Below are 17,328 nucleotides of genomic sequence, written 5' to 3'. Positions count from 1 at the left end.
GCGCCGCTCTCAATCACGATCCCTGACCGGGGCGGACCGGTCCAAAAGCCAACCCCGCTGCGCGAGGCGAGGGCGGCGGACCCTCCGGCCTTCCGCGCTTCGCTTGTGCAGGCCGGCTTCCACCGGCCTCGGGCTTTCGCCCCGGCCCTGTCTGCCCGGTCCTTGGCGGGACGTGATCGCGGCGATGACCGCGTGCCGGTCCGAAGGTTCGGGCCGGTCGAGCTGAAGGATTACCAAGATGACCGCCAACCGCGTGACCCTGATCGGCCGACTGGGGACCAACCCTGAGTTCCGCACGACCAACAACGGCGCCAAGGTCGCCACCTTCCGGATCGCCACCGAAGAGCGTTGGAAGAAGGACGGAGAACGCAAGTCTCGCACCACCTGGCACACCGTCGAGACCTTCATGCAGGGCACGGTGAAGTTCCTCGAAGCCTACGTCCAGAAGGGCGATCTGGTCGAAGTCACTGGCATCCTGCGTTACGACGAGTTCGAAAAGGGTGGCGTCAAGCAGTCTCGGGCCAAGATCGCCATGTCCGGTCCGCAGCACCAACTCACCGTGCTGCAGGGCTCGAGGTCGAACGGCGCTAGCCAGCCTGATGAGCCCGCCGACCGTGATTTCCAGCCGGAGATCGATGAACCGGTCTGCTAGTCGGCTAGCCTCGGAGGCGGTCGGGCGTGTGAAGCGTCCGGTCGCCTCTGAACGCACCAGCGCTCCAGGCGCCCACACCAGCTCGTATCCTGGCGAGACGCGGAACCGGCCTCGACGCCGCTCCAGCGGGACAGCCATTCCGACGCCTTTTATACAGCGTCCCGCGGCCGGCCCTCTCGCTCTCTCCCCCCGCCCCCCCTCTCTCACTCTCCATTGGTGCTTTTATTGACACGCGGCGTGCGCGCGCCGGTCGGCGCACGCCGCTCCTGCCGAGCTTGTTGTCAAACTGCGCGAATTGCAGACCTGAACGGATTTCAAATCAGTGGCTTACGCCGCTGTTGACGCAATTTGGTCCGCATAACCGTTCTGATCACGGAACGGCCTTCGGGCGTCGGCCGTTGTCGGGGGGCAGCGGCAGGCGCCTTCGGGTCAGAGCCGCAGCAGAGCCCCGCCGTTGCGAGACGGCGGGGCTTCGGCGTTTTGGGGCGTGCGCCGGGCTTACTTGGCGACCTGGGCCGTCGGGCAGACGTCGCCGATGCGGGTCGCCGCCGTGCGGGCGTGGACGGGCACCGTCAGGCCGCCGAGCTTTGGACGGATATAAGCGTCCATCCTGAGCGTCGTGGCCGTGTAGACCCCATCGCTGGAGATCGGCACCGGATCGCCGTGCTTGGTCTTGCAGCTGCCGGCCAGGCGGATCTTGCCGCCGCCGATCTCCTTGGTCGGATAGGTGCAGGTGTAGTTGTGGTTCGGCGAGCCGGCGATCACCTTCTCCACGTCCTCGGCCCGGATGCAGCGCTTCTCGACCTTCTTGGTCGGGAAGGGCGAGATCACCTGGCTGGTGGTCTCCCAATAGCCGGGCTGGATGGTGGTCTGGGCGTGCGCCGCCAGCGGCCCGAGGAGGGCGGCCGCGGCGGCGAAGCTTGCGGTGAGGGCGGGGGCGCTGAGGTGGGTCATGGGCGGCATATAGGAAGTCCTCATCACCAGAGCATGCTCGAACGCTGCTGAACCGCGCATGACGGACGGCGCCGCGTGGGGTTCAGGTGGCCTGCTGGGCCCTGATACGCTCCGCGTAGGCCTCCCGCACCTTGCGGCCTTCGGCGTCGAAGAAGAAGGGCACGAAGGCGTAGCGGCGGCCAGAGGTCACGCGGCTCACCTCGTGCAACAGGCCGCAGGCGAAGACGGCCGCCGCCCCGGCCGGAGGGCGGTAGGGCTGGGCTCCGAATTCTGGAAACCGCAGGTCGCCGCCCTCGAAATCGTCGTTGAGCAGGATCGAGCAGGCGAACTTGCGGTGCGCGGTCTGGAACGTGAAGTTGTCGCGGTGGGCGTGGAAGACGCCGCCGTCGGCCGCGTCGTAGCAGGTGACCAGGTAGCGCTCGACCTCGGTGACCTCGAAGCCGAACGCCCGCTGGACAAGCGGGAACAGCCGCCGCTCGAAGCGGTCGCGGATCTCCGCCTGCAGCGCCGGATCCTCGATCAGCAGGTCGCGGCGCTTCTTGAGCTCGTCCATGACGGCGACGGTGACCTCGCCCTGGTCGCGCATCACGCCGCTGAAGGTCGAGCCCTGGGTCTCCACCATGCGGATCAGCCGGGCGCAGAGCTCGGGCTCGAACACCCGCGGGGCGATCAGCACCGGGGCGGGAACGGACAGCCCGGCGTGCTCGGCCGGCGGCGGCAGCGACCACAGCCTGCGGAAGACATCGTCACCGGCCTCGGCCGGAGCCTCCCACATCACCCGCAGGGTCGGGTCGAGGACGAGCCAGAAAGGCCGCTCACGACCTTCCGCGTCGAGAGCCCCGTAGAGCCGGCTGACGGCGCCGTCCTCGTCGCGGAACCAGCGCAGGCCACGGGCGTCGGCCGCCCCCTTCACCCGTTCGGGCTCGCGCAGCACCACGAAGGCCGAGACGCGGACGTCGTCGAGCAGCGCCCGATGGATCATCAACTGCTGCAGGGCCTCGGCCTTGGGCGCGCCGTCGCTCGGCGGGAAGAGCAGGAGGACGTAGCGCCCCGCGGCGGTGTCGAACAGGAACTCGGGGCTGGACAGCGTGGGCGCCCTGAACCAGGGCGCGGCCTCGCCGGACAAGAACGGCATGGACGGTGACTCTCCTGGCGCCAACCTAGGCGCTTCGCCGGCTGCGGTCACGCGCGGGTCTGTCGCGGCTCGGGCGGGCCATGGTAGAGCCCGGCCATGACCGCCGTGATCGTCACCCAGGGCCTCCTCGACCTGCTCCGCGAGCGGCGGTTCGCGCACGCCGCCTGGCGCGGCGACAGGCTGAAGGTCGGCGAGCGGATCTCGGTCCCCGAGGACTGCCGGCTCGAGCCCCACGCGCAGATGTTCTTCGGCTACCTGCTGCCGGCTTCCATGGGAGCCTTCACCTACAGCCACTCCCAGCTCGACGGGCGGCTGGAGATCGGTCGCTATGGCTCGATCGGCAGCGGCGTGACCTGGATCGGCGACCCTCACCCGCTCGATTGGGCCAGCACTTCGCCGTTCAGCTATGGCGCCGGCCCGCTGCAGGGCGTCATGACCTATTTCCGCGATCACGTCCGTGGCGACGCCGCTAACCAGTGGACCTTCAGCCCGCCCGACCAACGCATCCGCCTCGGCCACGACGTCTGGATCGGCGACCAGGCCTCCATCGGCCCCGGGGTGAGCATCGGCGATGGGGCGGTGATCGGCGCGCGCAGCCTGATCCTCGAGGACGTTCCGCCCTACGCGGTGATGGTCGGGGCCCCGGCCCGAGTGCTGCGGATGCGCTTTCCCGAGGCGCTCGTCGAGCGGCTCCGCGCGCTCGCCTGGTGGCGCTATGGTCCGGACCTGCTGGTCGAGCTGCCGGTTCCCCAGCCAGAGCGGTTCATCGAGGCCCTGGAGGCGCGCATCGCCGCCGGCGGCGTCCAGCCGTTCGCGCCGCAACCCATCACCCACGACGAGATCCTCGCGGTCGCCGAGCCGATGCGCTGAGCGCCTCACGCGTACGCGCATGCGTACGCATGCGCGCGCAGAGATGGCGCCCGGGCCTTCAGGGTGCTAACCATGATCCCCACATAAGCGTCTCGATTCGAACGGCGAAATCCCTCCCTTGACCGATGACAACACCACGCCTCCCGCCGACCGGCAGGGGGGCATCGCGCCTATCGCCATCGAGGATGAGCTGAAGCGCTCGTATCTCGACTACGCCATGAGCGTGATCGTCAGCCGCGCGCTTCCGGATGTGCGCGACGGCCTGAAGCCGGTGCACCGGCGCATCCTGTTCTCGATGAACGAGCAGGGGCACACCCCTGACCGCGGCTATGTGAAGTCGGCCCGCGTCGTCGGCGACGTGATGGGTAAGTACCACCCGCACGGCGACCTCGCGATCTACGACACCCTGGTGCGGATGGCCCAGCCGTTCTCGATGGGCCTGCTGCTGATCGACGGCCAGGGCAACTTCGGCTCGGTGGACAACGACCCCCCGGCGGCCATGCGCTACACCGAGTGCCGCCTGACCCACGCCTCCATGTCGATTCTGGCCGACCTCGACAAGGACACGGTCGACTTCAAGGACAACTACGACGGTTCCGAGCAGGAGCCGGTGGTCCTGCCCTCGCGGATCCCCAACCTGCTGGTCAACGGCGCCGGCGGCATCGCCGTCGGCATGGCCACCAACATTCCGCCGCACAACCTCGGCGAGGTGGTCGACGCCTGTCTGGCGCTGATCGACAACCCCGAGATCGGCACGGACGAGCTGCTGGACATCGTGCCCGGCCCGGACTTCCCGACCGGCGGCGAGATCATCGGCCGTACGGCGCCGCGCCAGGCGCTGCTGTCGGGTCGCGGCTCGGTGGTGATGCGCGGCAAGGCCAGCGTCGAGGAGATCCGCAAGGACCGCGAGGCGATCGTCATCACCGCGATCCCCTACCAGGTGAACAAGGCCGCCCTGGTCGAGCGCATCGCCGAGCTGGTCCGCGAGAAGCGGATCGAGGGCATCGCCGACCTGCGCGACGAGAGCGACCGCGACGGCATGCGCATCGTCGTCGAGATGAAGCGCGACGCCCCGGCGGACGTGATCCTCAACCAGCTCTACCGCTACACCCCGCTGCAGACCTCGTTCGGCGTCAACGCTCTGGCGCTGAACCGCGGCCGGCCCGAGCAGATGGGGCTGCGGGAGATGATCGCCGCCTTCGTCGACTTCCGCGAGGAAGTGGTCGTGCGGCGGACCAAGTTCGAGCTCGGCAAGGCGCGCGACCGCGGCCACGTCTTGGTCGGCCTGGCCATCGCCGTCGCCAACATCGACGAGTTCATCCACATCATCCGCTCGTCCAAGGATCCCGCCGAGGCCCGCGAGCGCCTGGTGGCCCGCGACTGGCCGGCCGGGGACATGCTGCCGCTGGTGGAGCTGATCGCCGATCCGCGCACCGTGGTGGTGGACGGCGCGCGCATCCGGCTGACCGACGAGCAGGCCCGCGCCATCCTGGCCCTGACCCTGTCGCGCCTGACGGGCCTCGGCCGTGACGAAATCTTCGGCGAGGCCGAGACCCTGGCCGAGGCGATCAAGGGCTTCCTCGAGATCCTGGCCTCCCGCGAGAAGGTGATGGGCATTGTCCGCGAGGAGTTGGTGGAGGTGCGCGAGCGCTTCGCCGTGCCGCGGCGCACCGAGATCGTCGAGGGCGACGCCGACGTCGAGGACGAGGACCTGATCGCTCGCGAGGAGATGGTCATCACCGTGACGCACGGCGGCTATGTGAAGCGCACGCCGCTGTCGATCTACCGGACCCAGCACCGGGGCGGGAAGGGGCGCTCGGGCATGGCGACCAAGGAAGAGGATGCGGTCACCCGCGTCTTCTCCGCCAACACCCACACGCCGATGCTGTTCTTCTCCTCGGGCGGCAAGGCCTACAAGCTGAAGGTCTGGCGCCTGCCGCTCGGCACGCCGACCAGCCGCGGCAAGGCCTTCGTCAACCTGCTGCCGATCGAGCCGGGCGAAAGCATCACCTCCATCCTGGCGCTGCCTGAGGACGAGGCGAGCTGGGATCAGTACGACGTGATGTTCGCCACCCGCTCGGGCAACGTGCGGCGCAACAAGCTCTCCGACTTCGTGGACATCCGCCGCAACGGCAAGATCGCCATGAAGCTCGACGACGGCGACGCGATCGTCGGCGTCGGCGTCTGCAACGCGGGCCAGAACGACATCCTGCTGACCACCGCGCTCGGCCGCTGCATCCGTTTCGCCACCGAAGAGGTCCGTGTCTTCGCCGGCCGGGACTCCACCGGTGTGCGCGGCATCCGCCTGGCCGAGGGCGACGTGGTCATCTCCATGGCCATCCTGCGCACGGCTCCGGCGAGCCCGGCCGAGCGCGCCGCCTATCTCAAGCACGCTCGCCTGATGCGCGCGGCCATGGGCGAGGGCGAGGAGGAGGCTTCCGTTCCGGACGACGAGGAGGAGGGTGCAGGCGAGGCCTCGCTGACGCCGGACCGCATCGCCGAGATGGGCGCGGCGGAGGAGATCCTGCTCACCGTCTCGACGGAAGGCTACGGCAAGCGGACCTCGGCCTACGAGTTCCGCCGCACGGGCCGCGGCGGCCAGGGCCTGCTCGCCCAGGACCTCACCAAGCGGGGCGGCAAGCTGGCCGGCTCGTTCCCGGTGGAGGACGGCGACCAGATCCTGCTGGTCAGCGACCAGGGCCAGCTCATCCGCGTTCCGGTGAACCAGGTTCGCCTGGCCGGCCGCAACACCCAGGGCGTGATCATCTTCCGCAAGCACGAGGACGAGCACGTGGTCTCCGTCGAACGCCTGCCCGATCAGGGCGAGCAGGAAGAGGCGGATCAACCCGAGGGCGAGGCCGGCGGCGAGGACCAGGCGCCGCAAGGTTAGGCCTGAGGTCCTTCCGGGCAACTTAGCGCTTGCCAGAACTCCCTACGGCGGCGAAAGGCGGAGCGGACCAGTTGGGGGACCTACGGCGCATGACGCGTATCGGGCTCTATCCGGGAACGTTCGACCCGATCACGAACGGCCACACCGACATCATCGGTCGGGCCGTGAAGCTGGTGGACCGGCTGGTCATCGGGGTGGCGATCAACACCGGCAAGGGGCCGATGTTCTCCCTCGACGAGCGGGTGGCCATCGTCGAGGAGGCGGTCGAGCCGCTCCGCAATCGCGCCGAGATCGTCGTCCAGCCGTTCGAAGGCCTGCTGATGCACTTCGCTCGCCAGGTGGAGGCCTCGGTGATCGTCCGTGGCCTGCGCGCGGTGGCCGACTTCGAATACGAATTCCAGATGACCGCCATGAACCAGCAGCTCGACCGGGAGATCGAGACCGTGTTCCTGATGGCCGACCCGCGGCACCAGGCCATCGCCTCGCGCCTGGTCAAGGAGATCGCCATCCTGGGCGGCGAGATCGGCAAGTTCGTCAGCCCGGCGGTGGCCGAGCGCCTGCTCGAGAAGGTCGGCCGATCTTGAGGCCCGAACCCCAAGCCTTCGCCAAGGCCTGGGTCGCCGCCTGGAACGCCCACGACCTGGAGGCGATCCTCTCGCACTACGCCGAGGACGTCGTCTTCGTCAGCCCATACTCCAGCCGCTTCACCGGCGATCCTTCCGGCCGCGTGATCGGCAAGGCGGCGCTCCGGGACTACTGGGGCAAGGCGCTGCCGGCTTCGGAGCTCCGCTTCGAGCTGCGTGGCGTCTACGACGGTCCGGACGGGGTGGCGATCCGCTATCACAGCTCGCGTACGGACGCCGAGGCGGTGGAAGTCATGCGCTTCGGCGATGATGGGCTGGTGCGGGACTCGGCGGCGTTCTACGAGTGACCCCATGAAACCTGTGCTTTGCGCCGCGGTCGCCCTGGCCGCGCTCTCCACCTCCGCGCTCGCCGCCCCGAAGAAGCCGGCCATCGTGCCGCCGCCGCCCCCCGCCGCCCGGCCAACCGCCGGCGAGTGGCGCACGCCCGACCCCAACGACGTGCTCGTCATCGACGCCAACAAGGGCCGAGTGGTGGTCGAGATGGTCCCCGAGGTCGCGCCGCTGTTCGTCGCCCGCATGCGCGAGCTGGCGCTCGCCCACTTCTTCGACGGCCAGAAGTTCTTCCGTGTCATCGAGAACTTCATGGACCAGACCGGCGACCCGCAGAACACGGGCACAGGCGGCTCGGACAAGCCCAACGTCCCGGCCGAGTTCACCTTCCGCCGAGGCGCCGACCTGCCCTTCGTGCTCGCCGCCGACCAGACGGTGGCCGAGGTCGGCTTCGTCAAATCCCTGCCGGTGATGACCCAGTCCTGGATGCTGTCGGCCATGACCAAGGACCAGAAGGTCGCCGGCTGGGCGCTCTATTGCCCCGGCGTGGCGGGCGCGGCCCGCGACAGCGATCCCGACAGCGCCAACAGCCAGTTCTTCCTGATGCGCGCCGGTTATCCCTCGCTCGAAAAGCGCTACACGGCCTGGGGCCGGGTGATCGCCGGGCAGGACGTGGTCAAGGCGATCAAGGTGGGCGAGCCGGTGGCCGAGCCCATGGACCGGATGGAACGTGTTCGCCTGCTGGCCGATTTGCCGGAGGGGGAGCGTCCGAAGGTCCGCGTGATCGATCCCAAGAGCGGCTGGTTCAAGGCCGAGATCGAGCGCGTGCGGCGCATGAAGGGCGCGGACTTCTCCGCGTGCGATATCGAAATTCCCTCCGAGGTGAAGTGATGGACCCCGAAAACACCCTGATCATGACGCTCGAAACGGGGCCCGTGACGATCAAGCTGCGGCCCGACCTGGCGCCCGGCCACGTGGCCCGCATCAAGGAGCTGGCGCGCGAAGGCTTCTACGACGGCGTCGTGTTCCACCGCGTGATTCCCGGCTTCATGGCCCAAGGCGGGGATCCCACCGGCACCGGCTCGGGCGGCTCCGACAAGCCGAACCTGCAGGCCGAATTCAGCCGCGAGCCGCACGTGCGCGGCGTGTGCTCGATGGCGCGGACGCCGAATCCCAACTCGGCCAACAGCCAGTTCTTCATCTGCTTCGATGACGCGACCTTCCTCGACGGCCAGTACACCGTCTGGGGCGAGGTGACCGAGGGTATGGAGAACGTCGACGCCCTGCCCAAGGGCGAGCCGCCGCGCAATCCCGGCAAGATCGTCTCCATGAAGGTCGCCGCGGACGCCTAAAGGGCCACGCCGATGGCTCCCAGGCTGAAGGTCTTCGTCACCTCCGACGGGCTCACCGACTTCGTGGTCGCGGCCTCGTCGCGGCCGAAGGCGCTCTCGGCCTGGGGCAGCCATCAGGACCTCTTCAAGACGGGCCTTGCCCACGAGACCGAGGATCCGGACCTGGTCGCCGCCGCCACGGCGCGGCCGGGCGAGGTGCTGCGCCGTCCGGCCGGCACGCGCGGCGAGCTGGCGAAGCTGAAGCCTCTGAAGAAGCCGGCCGCGGCCAAGACGGCCGGCCCATCCAAGGCCGCGCTGAAGAAGGTTGCCGACCTGGAGGCCAGGCTGTCGGCGCTCGACGCCCAGCACGCCGCCGCCCGGGAAGAGATCGCCGAGCAGCGCGCCGCGCTCGATCGGCGGGCGGACGCGCTCGAGACGCGGCGCGCCGCGCAAAGGGCGAAGCTCGAGGCCGCGCTCAGCGCGGCGCGACGGGCGCTAGGATAGCCACCACGGGATAGTGGTCGGAGGCGAGCTTGGGACCGCGAGTGATGCTGACCGTCGCCCAGTCGTCGCCGGCGTAAACGTGGTCGATCGGCAGGAACGGGACCGAGCCCAGCCAGCGCAACCGCTTGTAGGGCGTCGCCGGCCAGGTGAAGAGCGCCCGCTCCCGGCGGATCAGGCCGAAACGCGCGTCCCATCTGCGCCGCTGGAAGGACCAGGGCGCGGAGTTGAAGTCCCCCGTGACGATGGTCCGCTCGCGCGGAAAGCGCGCGATGGCCTGGGCGAGGCGCGCTTCCTGGCCCGGCTGGTCCGCGTCGGTGGGCCAGGCGTTGTGGACGCCGATCACGGTGAACTCGCCTCGGGCGTCGCGGAAGGTGGCGCGGGTGATCGGGCCATGCACCTTGCCCAGCCCCTCGGCGACGGGCTCGGACTTGGACAGGATCATGACCTCGCAGTTGGGGCAGGTGACGCGCCACCTGCCTGACGCTTTGATCGCCTCGCGCAGCCGCGGCGTGGTCTCCTCCAGGACGGTGATGTCCGGATCCTCGCGCATCAGCCAGTCCAGGTTCCGCTCAGGGTCGGGGCTGTCGTGCCAGACGTTGAACTGGACGATCTTCAGCTGGCCTGGCGCATCCGGCGCGGCGGAGGGCCCGGCCGGCCGCGTCAGCTCCGGACCGATCAGCATGGCCGAGAACACCAGGCCGGTCGCCGCCATCCCGAGCACCAGCAGCTTGGCGAGGCCGCGGAACGCGATCAGAGCCACGAGGGCGCAGGCGAGGGCGCCTGCGAGCCAGAGGGGCGCGAAGTGCGCCAGGACGTCCCAGCGCAGGCTGTCGCGGCCCTGCTGGGCCGCCGCGGCCGCGCCCGCGCAGAGGGCCGCCAGCAGGAAAACCGGCGGTCCGAGCAGGAAGGAGAGGGCGAGTCGCACGAGACCCATGCCGCCGTGTAGCAACCCCCTGCTTGACGCCAAAGCCGGCGCATGGCCTCAGGGCCGCTCCATGCAAGTCGCCGACTTCGATTTCGAACTGCCCGAAGAGCGGATCGCGCTCCGCCCGGCCAACCCGCGCGACGCCGCGCGCCTGCTGGTGGTCACGCCCGGCGCGCCGCTGCAGGATCTGCGGGTCGCCGACCTGCCGGGCCAGCTCAGCGCCGGCGACGTCCTGGTGCTGAACGACACTCGCGTGATCCCGGCCCGGCTGAAGGGCGTGCGGATGCGCGAGGAGAGCCGCGTCGCCGTCGAGGCGACGCTTCACAAGCGCCTCTCGCCTCACGTCTGGACCGCCTTCATGCGGCCCGGGAAGCGCCTGGCGGAGGGCGATCGCGTGTCGTTCGGCGAGGCCCACGATCGCGCCTGTTTCCTGGGGACGCTCGACGCCACGGTGAAGGCCAAGGGCGAGGGCGGCGAGGTGACGCTGGCCTTCGATCTCTCCGGGCCCGACCTCGATGCCGCCATCGCCGAGCGTGGCGCCATGCCCCTGCCGCCGTACATCGCGGCCAAGCGGGCGGAGGACGAGAAGGACCGCACCGACTATCAGACGGTCTATGCCGCCGAGGACGGCTCGGTGGCCGCGCCCACGGCGGGGCTGCATTTCACGCCCGAGCTGTTCGAGCGCCTGGGGGCCGCCGGCGTCGAGACCGCCTGGGTCACCCTGCACGTCGGGGCCGGCACCTTCCTGCCGGTGAAGGTGGAGAACCTCGCCGAGCACCGGATGCACGCCGAATGGGGCGAGGTGGACGCGAAGACTGCCGAACGCCTCAACGCGGTGCGCGCCGCGGGCGGGCGCATCATCTGCGTCGGCACCACCTCCCTCCGGCTCATCGAAAGCGCCACGGGCGAGGATGGCGTCGTGCGGCCCTTCATGGGCGACACCGACATCTTCATCACGCCCGGCTATCGCTTCCGGGCCGCGGACGGGCTGATGACCAATTTCCACCTGCCCAGGTCGACCCTGTTCATGCTGGTCTGCGCCTTCGCCGGGACCGAGACCATGAAGGCGGCCTACGCCCACGCCATCGTCAGCGGCTACCGCTTCTATTCCTACGGCGACGGCAGCCTGCTCTGGCGGGCGGCCTGATGGCGGCCTTTCCGTTCACCATCGCTGCGACCGAGGGCCGGGCGCGCACCGGCGTGCTCGCCACCCCGCGCGGGGAGATCCGCACGCCAGCCTTCATGCCGGTGGGCACCGCCGGCACCGTCAAGGCGCTGACCGTCGAGCAGGTCGCCGCGACGGGCGCGGACATCATCCTCGGCAACACCTACCACCTGATGCTGCGGCCGACGGCCGAGCGCGTGGCGCGGATGGGCGGCCTGCACCGGTTCATGCGCTGGCAGAAGCCGATCCTCACCGACTCCGGCGGCTTCCAGGTCATGTCGCTCTCCAAGATCTCCAAGGTCACGGAGGAGGCGGTGACCTTCCAGAGCCACCTGGACGGGTCGCGGCACGTGCTGACGCCGGAACGCTCCATCGAGATCCAGGCCGACCTGCTGGGCTCGGACATCGTCATGCAGCTCGACGAGCTGACCTCGCTTCCGGCCACCGAGGCGCGAACCGCCGAGGCCATGCGCCGCTCGGCCCGCTGGGGCGCGCGCTCGAAGGCGGCGTTCGGGGCGCGGGACAGCCAGGCCCTGTTCGGCATCCAGCAGGGCGGCACCACCGAGCATCTGCGGGGCGAGTCCGCGGAGCGCCTCCGGGAGATCGGCTTCGACGGCTACGCCATCGGCGGCCTGGCGGTGGGCGAGGGGCACGAGGCCATGGTCGAGGTGCTCGACTACGCCCCTGAGATGCTGCCGCCCGAGCGGCCGCGCTACCTGATGGGCGTCGGCAAGCCGATCGACATCGTGGAGGCGGTCTGGCGCGGCGTCGACATGTTCGACTGCGTCTTGCCGACCCGCTCTGGCCGGCATGGCCAGGCCTGGACCTGGGATGGCCCGATCAACCTCAAGAACGCCCGGTTCGCCGAGGACGACAGCCCGCTGGACGAGGCCAGCGCAGTCTCGGCAAGTCGCGATTATTCAAAGGCCTATCTTCATCACCTCGTGAAGTCGGACGAGATCCTCGGACAGGTCCTGCTGTCCTGGCACAACATCGCCTTCTTCCAGGCCCTGATGGCCGAGATGCGAGCGGCTATCGCGGAGGGTCGGCTGGAGACGTTCCGTCGCTCGTTCCGCTCGCGGGCGCTAGCTTCGTCGGATAGCGCGACCTGATCGACTGATCGACCACCGTCGTCTGGCCGGTCTTCACGTGACTGGGCGTCGCCGGCGGCGGGCAGCCGCGCGATTCGCCCAGGCCCTTCAGATAGCCGCGCCGCACGGCCCCGGCGGTGATGGCGGCCTGCACATAGCTGTCGTGCTTCTCGGCCCCGGTCAGCTTGCGCACCCAGCCGCGGAACGGGATCACGCCGGAGGTCGCGCCGGCCACGGCGCCGAGCACCGTTCCGCGGCCCTTGTCGACCAGGTCGTCCTCGTCCTTGGAGGGCGTGTCGAGATCGGCGCCCAGCGCATTGTTCAGCGGCTCCATCATGGAGACGACATCGCCGCAGGAGAGCGCGCCCGGCGGGCGGTAGTAGGGATCGGCCATGGCCTCGAGCAGGACCGGCGGGATCTTGGTCCGCAGCACGTTGAGGTCGCGCAGCGGCGCGCCCATGGCGCCCTTCAGGTTCTCCCGCTCCGCCTGGCCAGTGGTCTGCACCCGATCGGGATTCGTGGCCGAGGTGGTCATGCAGCCCGCCAGGAGGAGGGCGGCAAGCAGGGCGGAGGCGGCGAGGGCGTAGCGCATCGCCCGCCAATCTACCCGAGCCGACGCGTCTGTTAAGGCTTCGTCCCTTGCGCCGGGCTGGACCGCTGAATATGGTCCGCGCCGCTTCGCCGGGGCTCGTGGGCCTTAAGCGTCGTGGGCCGGTAGCTCAGCGGTAGAGCATTCGACTTTTAATCGAATGGTCGTGAGTTCGATCCTCACCCGGCCTACCATTTTCCTGTCCTGAGAATTCGGGCGCCGTCAGCGCTCCCAAAGGCGCGGCCGCGCAGGCGCGCGCCCGGTCTCTCGCTCGGCGAAACAAGCGCTGCGGTACCCATTCTTCACCAATAAGGCGCGCCGCGCCGCAAGATCGCCCCGCGCTCGCCGCGGACTCGCGGCCGAACTGTGGCTCCCGACGCCGAGACGGCCAGGAGATGCGCCATGGTCCAGATCACCTACGTCTGCTTCGTACCGAAGACGAAGAGGGACCGGCTGCGCCAGGTGCTCGAGTCGGAGGACACCCGGCCCATCCAGTGGGCGGAGAAGGCCTCCTGGGGCGGCAGCGAGTTCTACTTCTCCGGCCCCTCGCTGCTGGTCCGCAAGACGCACTCCTACATCAGCTGGTGGGTGGCGCAGGACTGATGCCCGCCGAAATGCTCGCCACCCCGCCGCCGCTGTCGCGCCTGAACCTGCGCGGCCGCAGCTTCCTGGCGCTGGTCCTCGCGCCGCAATTCCCCATGGCCGAATGGTTCGGCGACCTCGACCGCGAGATGGCCGAAGCGCCCCGGTTCTTCGCCCACCGCCCCGTCGTCGTCGATCTGGCCGCAATCGCCAGCGCCGGTCCCGAGGCGCCGATGATCGTATTGGAAGGCCTTGAAGCGCGTGGCCTGCGCCTCGTTGGCGTCGAAGGCGTCAGCGCCTCCAGCCTCGCCGGGACGCGCTGGGCCGGGCTCGCCGAGACCTTGCCCGGCCGCGACCAGCCGGTGAGCCCCACGCCGGGCCGGCGGTCCGGCCGGTCGGCTCCCGCGCGGCGTCCGGCCGCCACCTCGCTGCTGATCGATCGCCCGGTGCGATCCGGCCAGTCGGTGGTGTTCGAGGAGGGGGACGTCATCGTCCTCGGCGCCGTCGCCTCCGGGGCCGAGGTGCTGGCGGGCGGTTCGATCCACGTCTACGGGCCGCTGCGCGGACGCGCCATCGCGGGCCTCGTGGCGGGGCCATCGGCGCGCATCTTCTGCCGTCGCCTTGAAGCCGAAATGGTCGGCGTCGACCGTCTCTACCGCACGGCCGAGCACTGGGGCCCCGCGCTCCACGGCCGTGCCGTCCAGGTGCTCTGCGACCGGGGCGCGCTGCGCCTCCTGCCCCTCGATTGAATCGGTCTCGCCTGCGGGCGAGGGAAGGAAGTGTGCCGCATGTCCAACGTTCTCGTCGTCACCTCCGGAAAAGGCGGGGTCGGCAAGACCACCTCCTCGGCCGCGCTCGGCGCGGCGCTGGCCCAGGCGGGCCAGAACGTGGTCGTGGTCGACTTCGACGTGGGCCTGCGCAACCTCGACCTGGTGATGGGCGCTGAGCGGCGGGTGGTCTTCGACCTCGTCAATGTGGTGCAGGGCGACGCCAAGCTTCCCCAGGCCCTGATCCGCGACAAGCGCCTCGAGAACCTCAGCCTGCTGCCGGCCTCGCAGACCCGTGACAAGGACGCCCTTACCGAGGCGGGCGTCGGCCGGGTGATCGAGGAGTTGCGCGGGCGGTTCGACTGGATCGTCTGCGACAGCCCGGCCGGCATCGAGAAGGGCGCGACCCTGGCCATGCGCTTCGCGGACATCGCCGTGGTGGTGGCCAACCCCGAGGTGTCGTCGGTGCGCGACTCCGACCGCATCATCGGACTGCTGGATTCCAAGACCCGGCGCGCCGAGGCCGGCGAGCGGCTCGACAAGCACCTCCTGCTCACGCGCTACGACGCGGCCCGGGCGGCCCGCGGCGAGATGATGAAGGTCGAGGACGTGCTCGAGATCCTGGCGACGCCCTTGCTGGCCATCGTGCCGGAGAGCCCGGACGTGCTGACCGCGTCCAACCTCGGCGCGCCGGTCACCCTGCACAATCCCGGTTCGGCTGTGGCGCGCGCCTATGCCCAGGCCGCGCGACGCCTGATGGGCCAGGAGGCTGGGGACGCGGCCGCACCGCCGGAGCGCCGCGGGCTCATGAGCCGCCTGTTCGGCCGGCGGAGGGCTGCGGCATGAACCTGGTCGACATCTTCCGCCGGCGGCGCTCGGCCCCTGTGGCGCGCGACCGGCTGCAGGTCCTGCTCGCGCACGAACGCGGCCAGGTCGGTTCGGTGGACCTCGCCGCCGTGCTGCAGGCGGAAATCCTGGCGGTGATCGCCCGGCACTTCCCGGTCGACGGTGACAAGGTGGTGGTGCGGCTCGACCGCGGCGCGCAGGTCTCGACCCTGGCCATCGACATCGAGATGCCCGAACAGGCGCTCGTGCGGCCCTGAGGCCGACCGCGGCGGCGGGCGGACGAAGCTGCCGCATGGGCGACTCCCTGCGCCAATGCTAGAGCTTCGGCCGGGGGACGCATTCGGAGATGAAGATGACGAAGCTCTCGACGCTGATCGTGGCCGGCGCCGCCGCGCTGGCGCTGGCCGGCTGCGGCCACAACACCGAGCAGCGCGCCGCGACCGGCGCTGCGGCCGGCGCCGTGGTCGCCGGACCCGTCGGCGCCGTGATCGGCGCGGGCGCCGGCGTGGTCGTCAGCAAGGCCAACAAGGGCCACTAGGGAAGGCCGCGGCTCAGCTCGCCGTCTCGGCGCTGTAGCGGGCGATCAGGCCCGTGCGCAGGGCGAAGCGGTACACGCGGGCGAACACCCAGCAGGCGCCGAGCAGGTAGATCACCGACAGTCCCACCGCAAAGGCGAGGTCGCCGGCGTTCGCGCCCTGGCCCGCCACGATGCCGCGCATCGCCTGGAAGACGTAGGAGGGCGCGAGGCAGCGGCCGATCGCCTGCATCCAGCCGGGCAGGGTGGAGAGCGGGTAGAACACCCCGACGAACGGCGACAGGAGCGAGGGGATCGGCCAGATCAGCCACTCCGAGGCCGGCCCGAGGCGCAGGACGATCGCGGCGCCCAGGATGCCGAGCGAGATGCCGGTGACGAACAGCACGAGGACGAAGGGTACGATCGCCGCGCCATAGGCCAGGAACGAGAAGCCGAAGACGGTGGTCGCCAGGGTCAGCATGGCGATCAGACCAAGCAGGCTTGTGCCGATGCCGGTCAGCACCAGGCCCCCGATGTAATCGGCGATGGTCAGGGGCGTGGCGAAGATGTTCAGGAAGTTGCGCGACCAGACGTCCTCGAAGAAGGCGGTGGTCACGCCCTGCATGACCCGGCCGAGGAAATCCCACAGCAGCACAGCGCCGAGGATCGAGGCGACGAGGTTCACCTTCGGGCCGGTGAGCGCCGAGAGGTAGCGGGTGATGAAGCCCCAGAGCACGATGTCGATCGCCACCCAGGCGATCATCGGCAGCAGTCGGGTGGGGCTGCCCCGCAGCAGATAAATCTGGCGCAGCACGATGGCGAGGGTCCGCGAGGCGCGCATCAGGCGTGGACCCCGCTCGCCCCGTTCGGATCCAGCTGCTCGTTGGCGACGCTGACGAACAGGTCTTCAAGGCTCGCCGCCTTGTGTTCGGCGACCAGGGCCTCGGGCTCGCCGGAGAGCAGGATGCGGCCGTGCGACAGGAAGAGCACCCGGTCGCAGACCTCGGCCACCTCGTACATGTTGTGGCTGGTCCAGAGGACGCCCGCGCCGGCCTTTTCGGCCACGTCGACGATGTGGCGACGGATGCGCCGGGCGGTGGCCGGATCGATGGAGGCCGTCGGCTCGTCGAGCAGGAGGAGCCGGGGCTTGTTGAGCATGGCCTTGGCGAGGGTCACCCGCGTCTGCTCTCCGGAAGACAGGACGCCGGTCTTGGCCTTGCGGTGGGCGAGCAGGTCGTATTCGGCGAGCAGCGCCTCGATGCGGGCCGTGAGGTCCGGCACGCCATAGATCATCCCGAAGACCCGCAGGTTCTGCTCGACCGTCAGGTTGCCGGGCAGGGGCGCGTAGGTGGCGGCGAAGTTGGTGTGGCTGAGCGCGGCGGTGCGGCGGCGCTCGATATCGTAGCCCTCGATGCGGATCGCGCCGGACGACGGCTCCAGCACGCCGAGGATCATATTGATCGTCGTGGTCTTGCCCGCGCCGTTCGGCCCCACGAGCCCGACGATCTCGCCGGGGTCCACGTGGAACGAGACGCCGTCCACCGCCGTCAGCGGGCCATAGGTCTTGCGCAGGCCTTCGACGGCGAGGACGGGCTCCAT

21 protein-coding genes and 1 tRNA gene are annotated in these 17,328 nt (G+C 69.9%); 16 read left to right on the top strand and 6 right to left on the bottom strand.

The window, feature by feature from the left end:
* Positions 1–238 precede the first annotated feature (238 nt).
* Positions 239–652 (top strand): single-stranded DNA-binding protein, encoded by a 414-nt coding sequence (locus tag DJ017_RS14380; protein WP_111529358.1) that lies wholly within the window; start codon positions 239–241, stop codon positions 650–652.
* A gap of 498 nt (positions 653–1,150) precedes the next feature.
* Here DJ017_RS14380 and DJ017_RS14375 read toward each other — a convergent pair whose 3' ends face one another.
* Both DJ017_RS14375 and DJ017_RS14370 read right to left on the bottom strand, forming a co-directional pair.
* Complete coding sequence (locus tag DJ017_RS14375; RefSeq protein WP_165830636.1) at positions 1,151–1,606, bottom strand: DUF3617 domain-containing protein; 456 nt, start codon at positions 1,604–1,606, stop codon at positions 1,151–1,153.
* Between the two features lie 82 nt (positions 1,607–1,688).
* Positions 1,689–2,741: a 2OG-Fe(II) oxygenase gene (locus tag DJ017_RS14370; protein WP_111529356.1), complete on the bottom strand. Its 1,053-nt coding sequence runs from the start codon at positions 2,739–2,741 to the stop codon at positions 1,689–1,691.
* Positions 2,742–2,837: 96 nt separating this feature from the next.
* Between DJ017_RS14370 and DJ017_RS14365 the strand changes: the two genes are divergently transcribed.
* From DJ017_RS14365 to DJ017_RS14335, 7 genes are all read left to right on the top strand, one after another.
* Positions 2,838–3,611, top strand: a complete 774-nt coding sequence (locus tag DJ017_RS14365; protein WP_111529355.1) for a CatB-related O-acetyltransferase — start codon at positions 2,838–2,840, stop codon at positions 3,609–3,611.
* Positions 3,612–3,729: 118 nt separating this feature from the next.
* Positions 3,730–6,501, top strand: a complete 2,772-nt coding sequence (gene gyrA / locus DJ017_RS14360; protein ID WP_111529354.1) for a DNA gyrase subunit A — start codon at positions 3,730–3,732, stop codon at positions 6,499–6,501.
* An 89-nt stretch (positions 6,502–6,590) separates the two neighbouring features.
* Positions 6,591–7,085, top strand: coding sequence for a pantetheine-phosphate adenylyltransferase (coaD, locus tag DJ017_RS14355; protein ID WP_111529353.1), 495 nt, complete (start codon positions 6,591–6,593; stop codon positions 7,083–7,085).
* Positions 7,082–7,432, top strand: coding sequence for a nuclear transport factor 2 family protein (locus DJ017_RS14350; RefSeq protein ID WP_165830635.1), 351 nt, complete (start codon positions 7,082–7,084; stop codon positions 7,430–7,432). The genes coaD and DJ017_RS14350 overlap by 4 nt, the downstream gene beginning before the upstream one ends.
* 4 nt (positions 7,433–7,436) lie before the next feature.
* Complete coding sequence (locus tag DJ017_RS14345) at positions 7,437–8,306, top strand: peptidylprolyl isomerase (RefSeq protein ID WP_111529351.1); 870 nt, start codon at positions 7,437–7,439, stop codon at positions 8,304–8,306.
* On the top strand, positions 8,306–8,767 hold the full coding sequence (locus tag DJ017_RS14340; protein ID WP_111529350.1) for a peptidylprolyl isomerase: 462 nt from the start codon (positions 8,306–8,308) through the stop codon (positions 8,765–8,767). The genes DJ017_RS14345 and DJ017_RS14340 overlap by 1 nt, the downstream gene beginning before the upstream one ends.
* A gap of 12 nt (positions 8,768–8,779) precedes the next feature.
* On the top strand, positions 8,780–9,250 hold the full coding sequence (locus DJ017_RS14335; protein ID WP_111529349.1) for a hypothetical protein: 471 nt from the start codon (positions 8,780–8,782) through the stop codon (positions 9,248–9,250).
* Here DJ017_RS14335 and DJ017_RS14330 read toward each other — a convergent pair.
* Positions 9,222–10,184, bottom strand: coding sequence for an endonuclease/exonuclease/phosphatase family protein (locus DJ017_RS14330; RefSeq protein WP_111529348.1), 963 nt, complete (start codon positions 10,182–10,184; stop codon positions 9,222–9,224). The two genes, DJ017_RS14335 and DJ017_RS14330, sit on opposite strands and share 29 nt — an antisense overlap.
* A gap of 61 nt (positions 10,185–10,245) precedes the next feature.
* Between DJ017_RS14330 and queA the strand changes: the two genes are divergently transcribed.
* Both queA and tgt read left to right on the top strand, forming a co-directional pair.
* On the top strand, positions 10,246–11,322 hold the full coding sequence (gene queA / locus DJ017_RS14325; protein ID WP_111529347.1) for a tRNA preQ1(34) S-adenosylmethionine ribosyltransferase-isomerase QueA: 1,077 nt from the start codon (positions 10,246–10,248) through the stop codon (positions 11,320–11,322).
* On the top strand, positions 11,322–12,452 hold the full coding sequence (gene tgt / locus DJ017_RS14320) for a tRNA guanosine(34) transglycosylase Tgt (RefSeq protein ID WP_111529346.1): 1,131 nt from the start codon (positions 11,322–11,324) through the stop codon (positions 12,450–12,452). Before queA ends, tgt begins: the two co-directional genes overlap by 1 nt.
* Here tgt and DJ017_RS14315 read toward each other — a convergent pair.
* Positions 12,373–13,023 (bottom strand): hypothetical protein, encoded by a 651-nt coding sequence (locus DJ017_RS14315; RefSeq protein WP_111529345.1) that lies wholly within the window; start codon positions 13,021–13,023, stop codon positions 12,373–12,375. The genes tgt and DJ017_RS14315 overlap by 80 nt on opposite strands.
* A 116-nt stretch (positions 13,024–13,139) precedes the next feature.
* On the opposite strand from DJ017_RS14315, the gene DJ017_RS14310 reads away from it, so the two are divergent.
* The 6 genes from DJ017_RS14310 (at position 13,140) to DJ017_RS14285 (ending at position 15,753) form a co-directional block, all read left to right on the top strand.
* Positions 13,140–13,214 (top strand) — tRNA-Lys (locus DJ017_RS14310).
* A 208-nt stretch (positions 13,215–13,422) separates the two neighbouring features.
* Positions 13,423–13,623, top strand: a complete 201-nt coding sequence (locus DJ017_RS14305; RefSeq protein WP_111529344.1) for a hypothetical protein — start codon at positions 13,423–13,425, stop codon at positions 13,621–13,623.
* The gene (gene minC, locus DJ017_RS14300) at positions 13,623–14,351 is read left to right on the top strand and encodes a septum site-determining protein MinC (RefSeq protein WP_227000151.1); all 729 of its coding nucleotides are present in this window, start codon (positions 13,623–13,625) and stop codon (positions 14,349–14,351) included. The genes DJ017_RS14305 and minC overlap by 1 nt, the downstream gene beginning before the upstream one ends.
* Before the next feature lie 39 nt (positions 14,352–14,390).
* Entirely contained in the window at positions 14,391–15,215 is an 825-nt protein-coding gene (gene minD / locus DJ017_RS14295; protein ID WP_111529342.1) for a septum site-determining protein MinD, read from the top strand.
* Positions 15,212–15,472: a cell division topological specificity factor MinE gene (minE, locus tag DJ017_RS14290; RefSeq protein ID WP_111529341.1), complete on the top strand. Its 261-nt coding sequence runs from the start codon at positions 15,212–15,214 to the stop codon at positions 15,470–15,472. The genes minD and minE overlap by 4 nt, the downstream gene beginning before the upstream one ends.
* A 95-nt stretch (positions 15,473–15,567) precedes the next feature.
* Positions 15,568–15,753, top strand: coding sequence for a hypothetical protein (locus DJ017_RS14285; protein ID WP_111530120.1), 186 nt, complete (start codon positions 15,568–15,570; stop codon positions 15,751–15,753).
* Between the two features lie 13 nt (positions 15,754–15,766).
* Here DJ017_RS14285 and DJ017_RS14280 read toward each other — a convergent pair whose 3' ends face one another.
* Together DJ017_RS14280 and DJ017_RS14275 are read right to left on the bottom strand one after the other, a co-directional pair.
* Positions 15,767–16,570 (bottom strand): ABC transporter permease, encoded by an 804-nt coding sequence (locus DJ017_RS14280; protein ID WP_111529340.1) that lies wholly within the window; start codon positions 16,568–16,570, stop codon positions 15,767–15,769.
* Complete coding sequence (locus DJ017_RS14275) at positions 16,570–17,328, bottom strand: ABC transporter ATP-binding protein (protein WP_111529339.1); 759 nt, start codon at positions 17,326–17,328, stop codon at positions 16,570–16,572. The genes DJ017_RS14280 and DJ017_RS14275 overlap by 1 nt, the downstream gene beginning before the upstream one ends.

This window comes from Phenylobacterium soli (assembly GCF_003254475.1).
GTDB lineage: Bacteria > Pseudomonadota > Alphaproteobacteria > Caulobacterales > Caulobacteraceae > Phenylobacterium > Phenylobacterium soli.
Note: the sequence above shows the minus strand (reverse complement) of the source record. Positions and strands in the feature narration are given on the sequence as shown.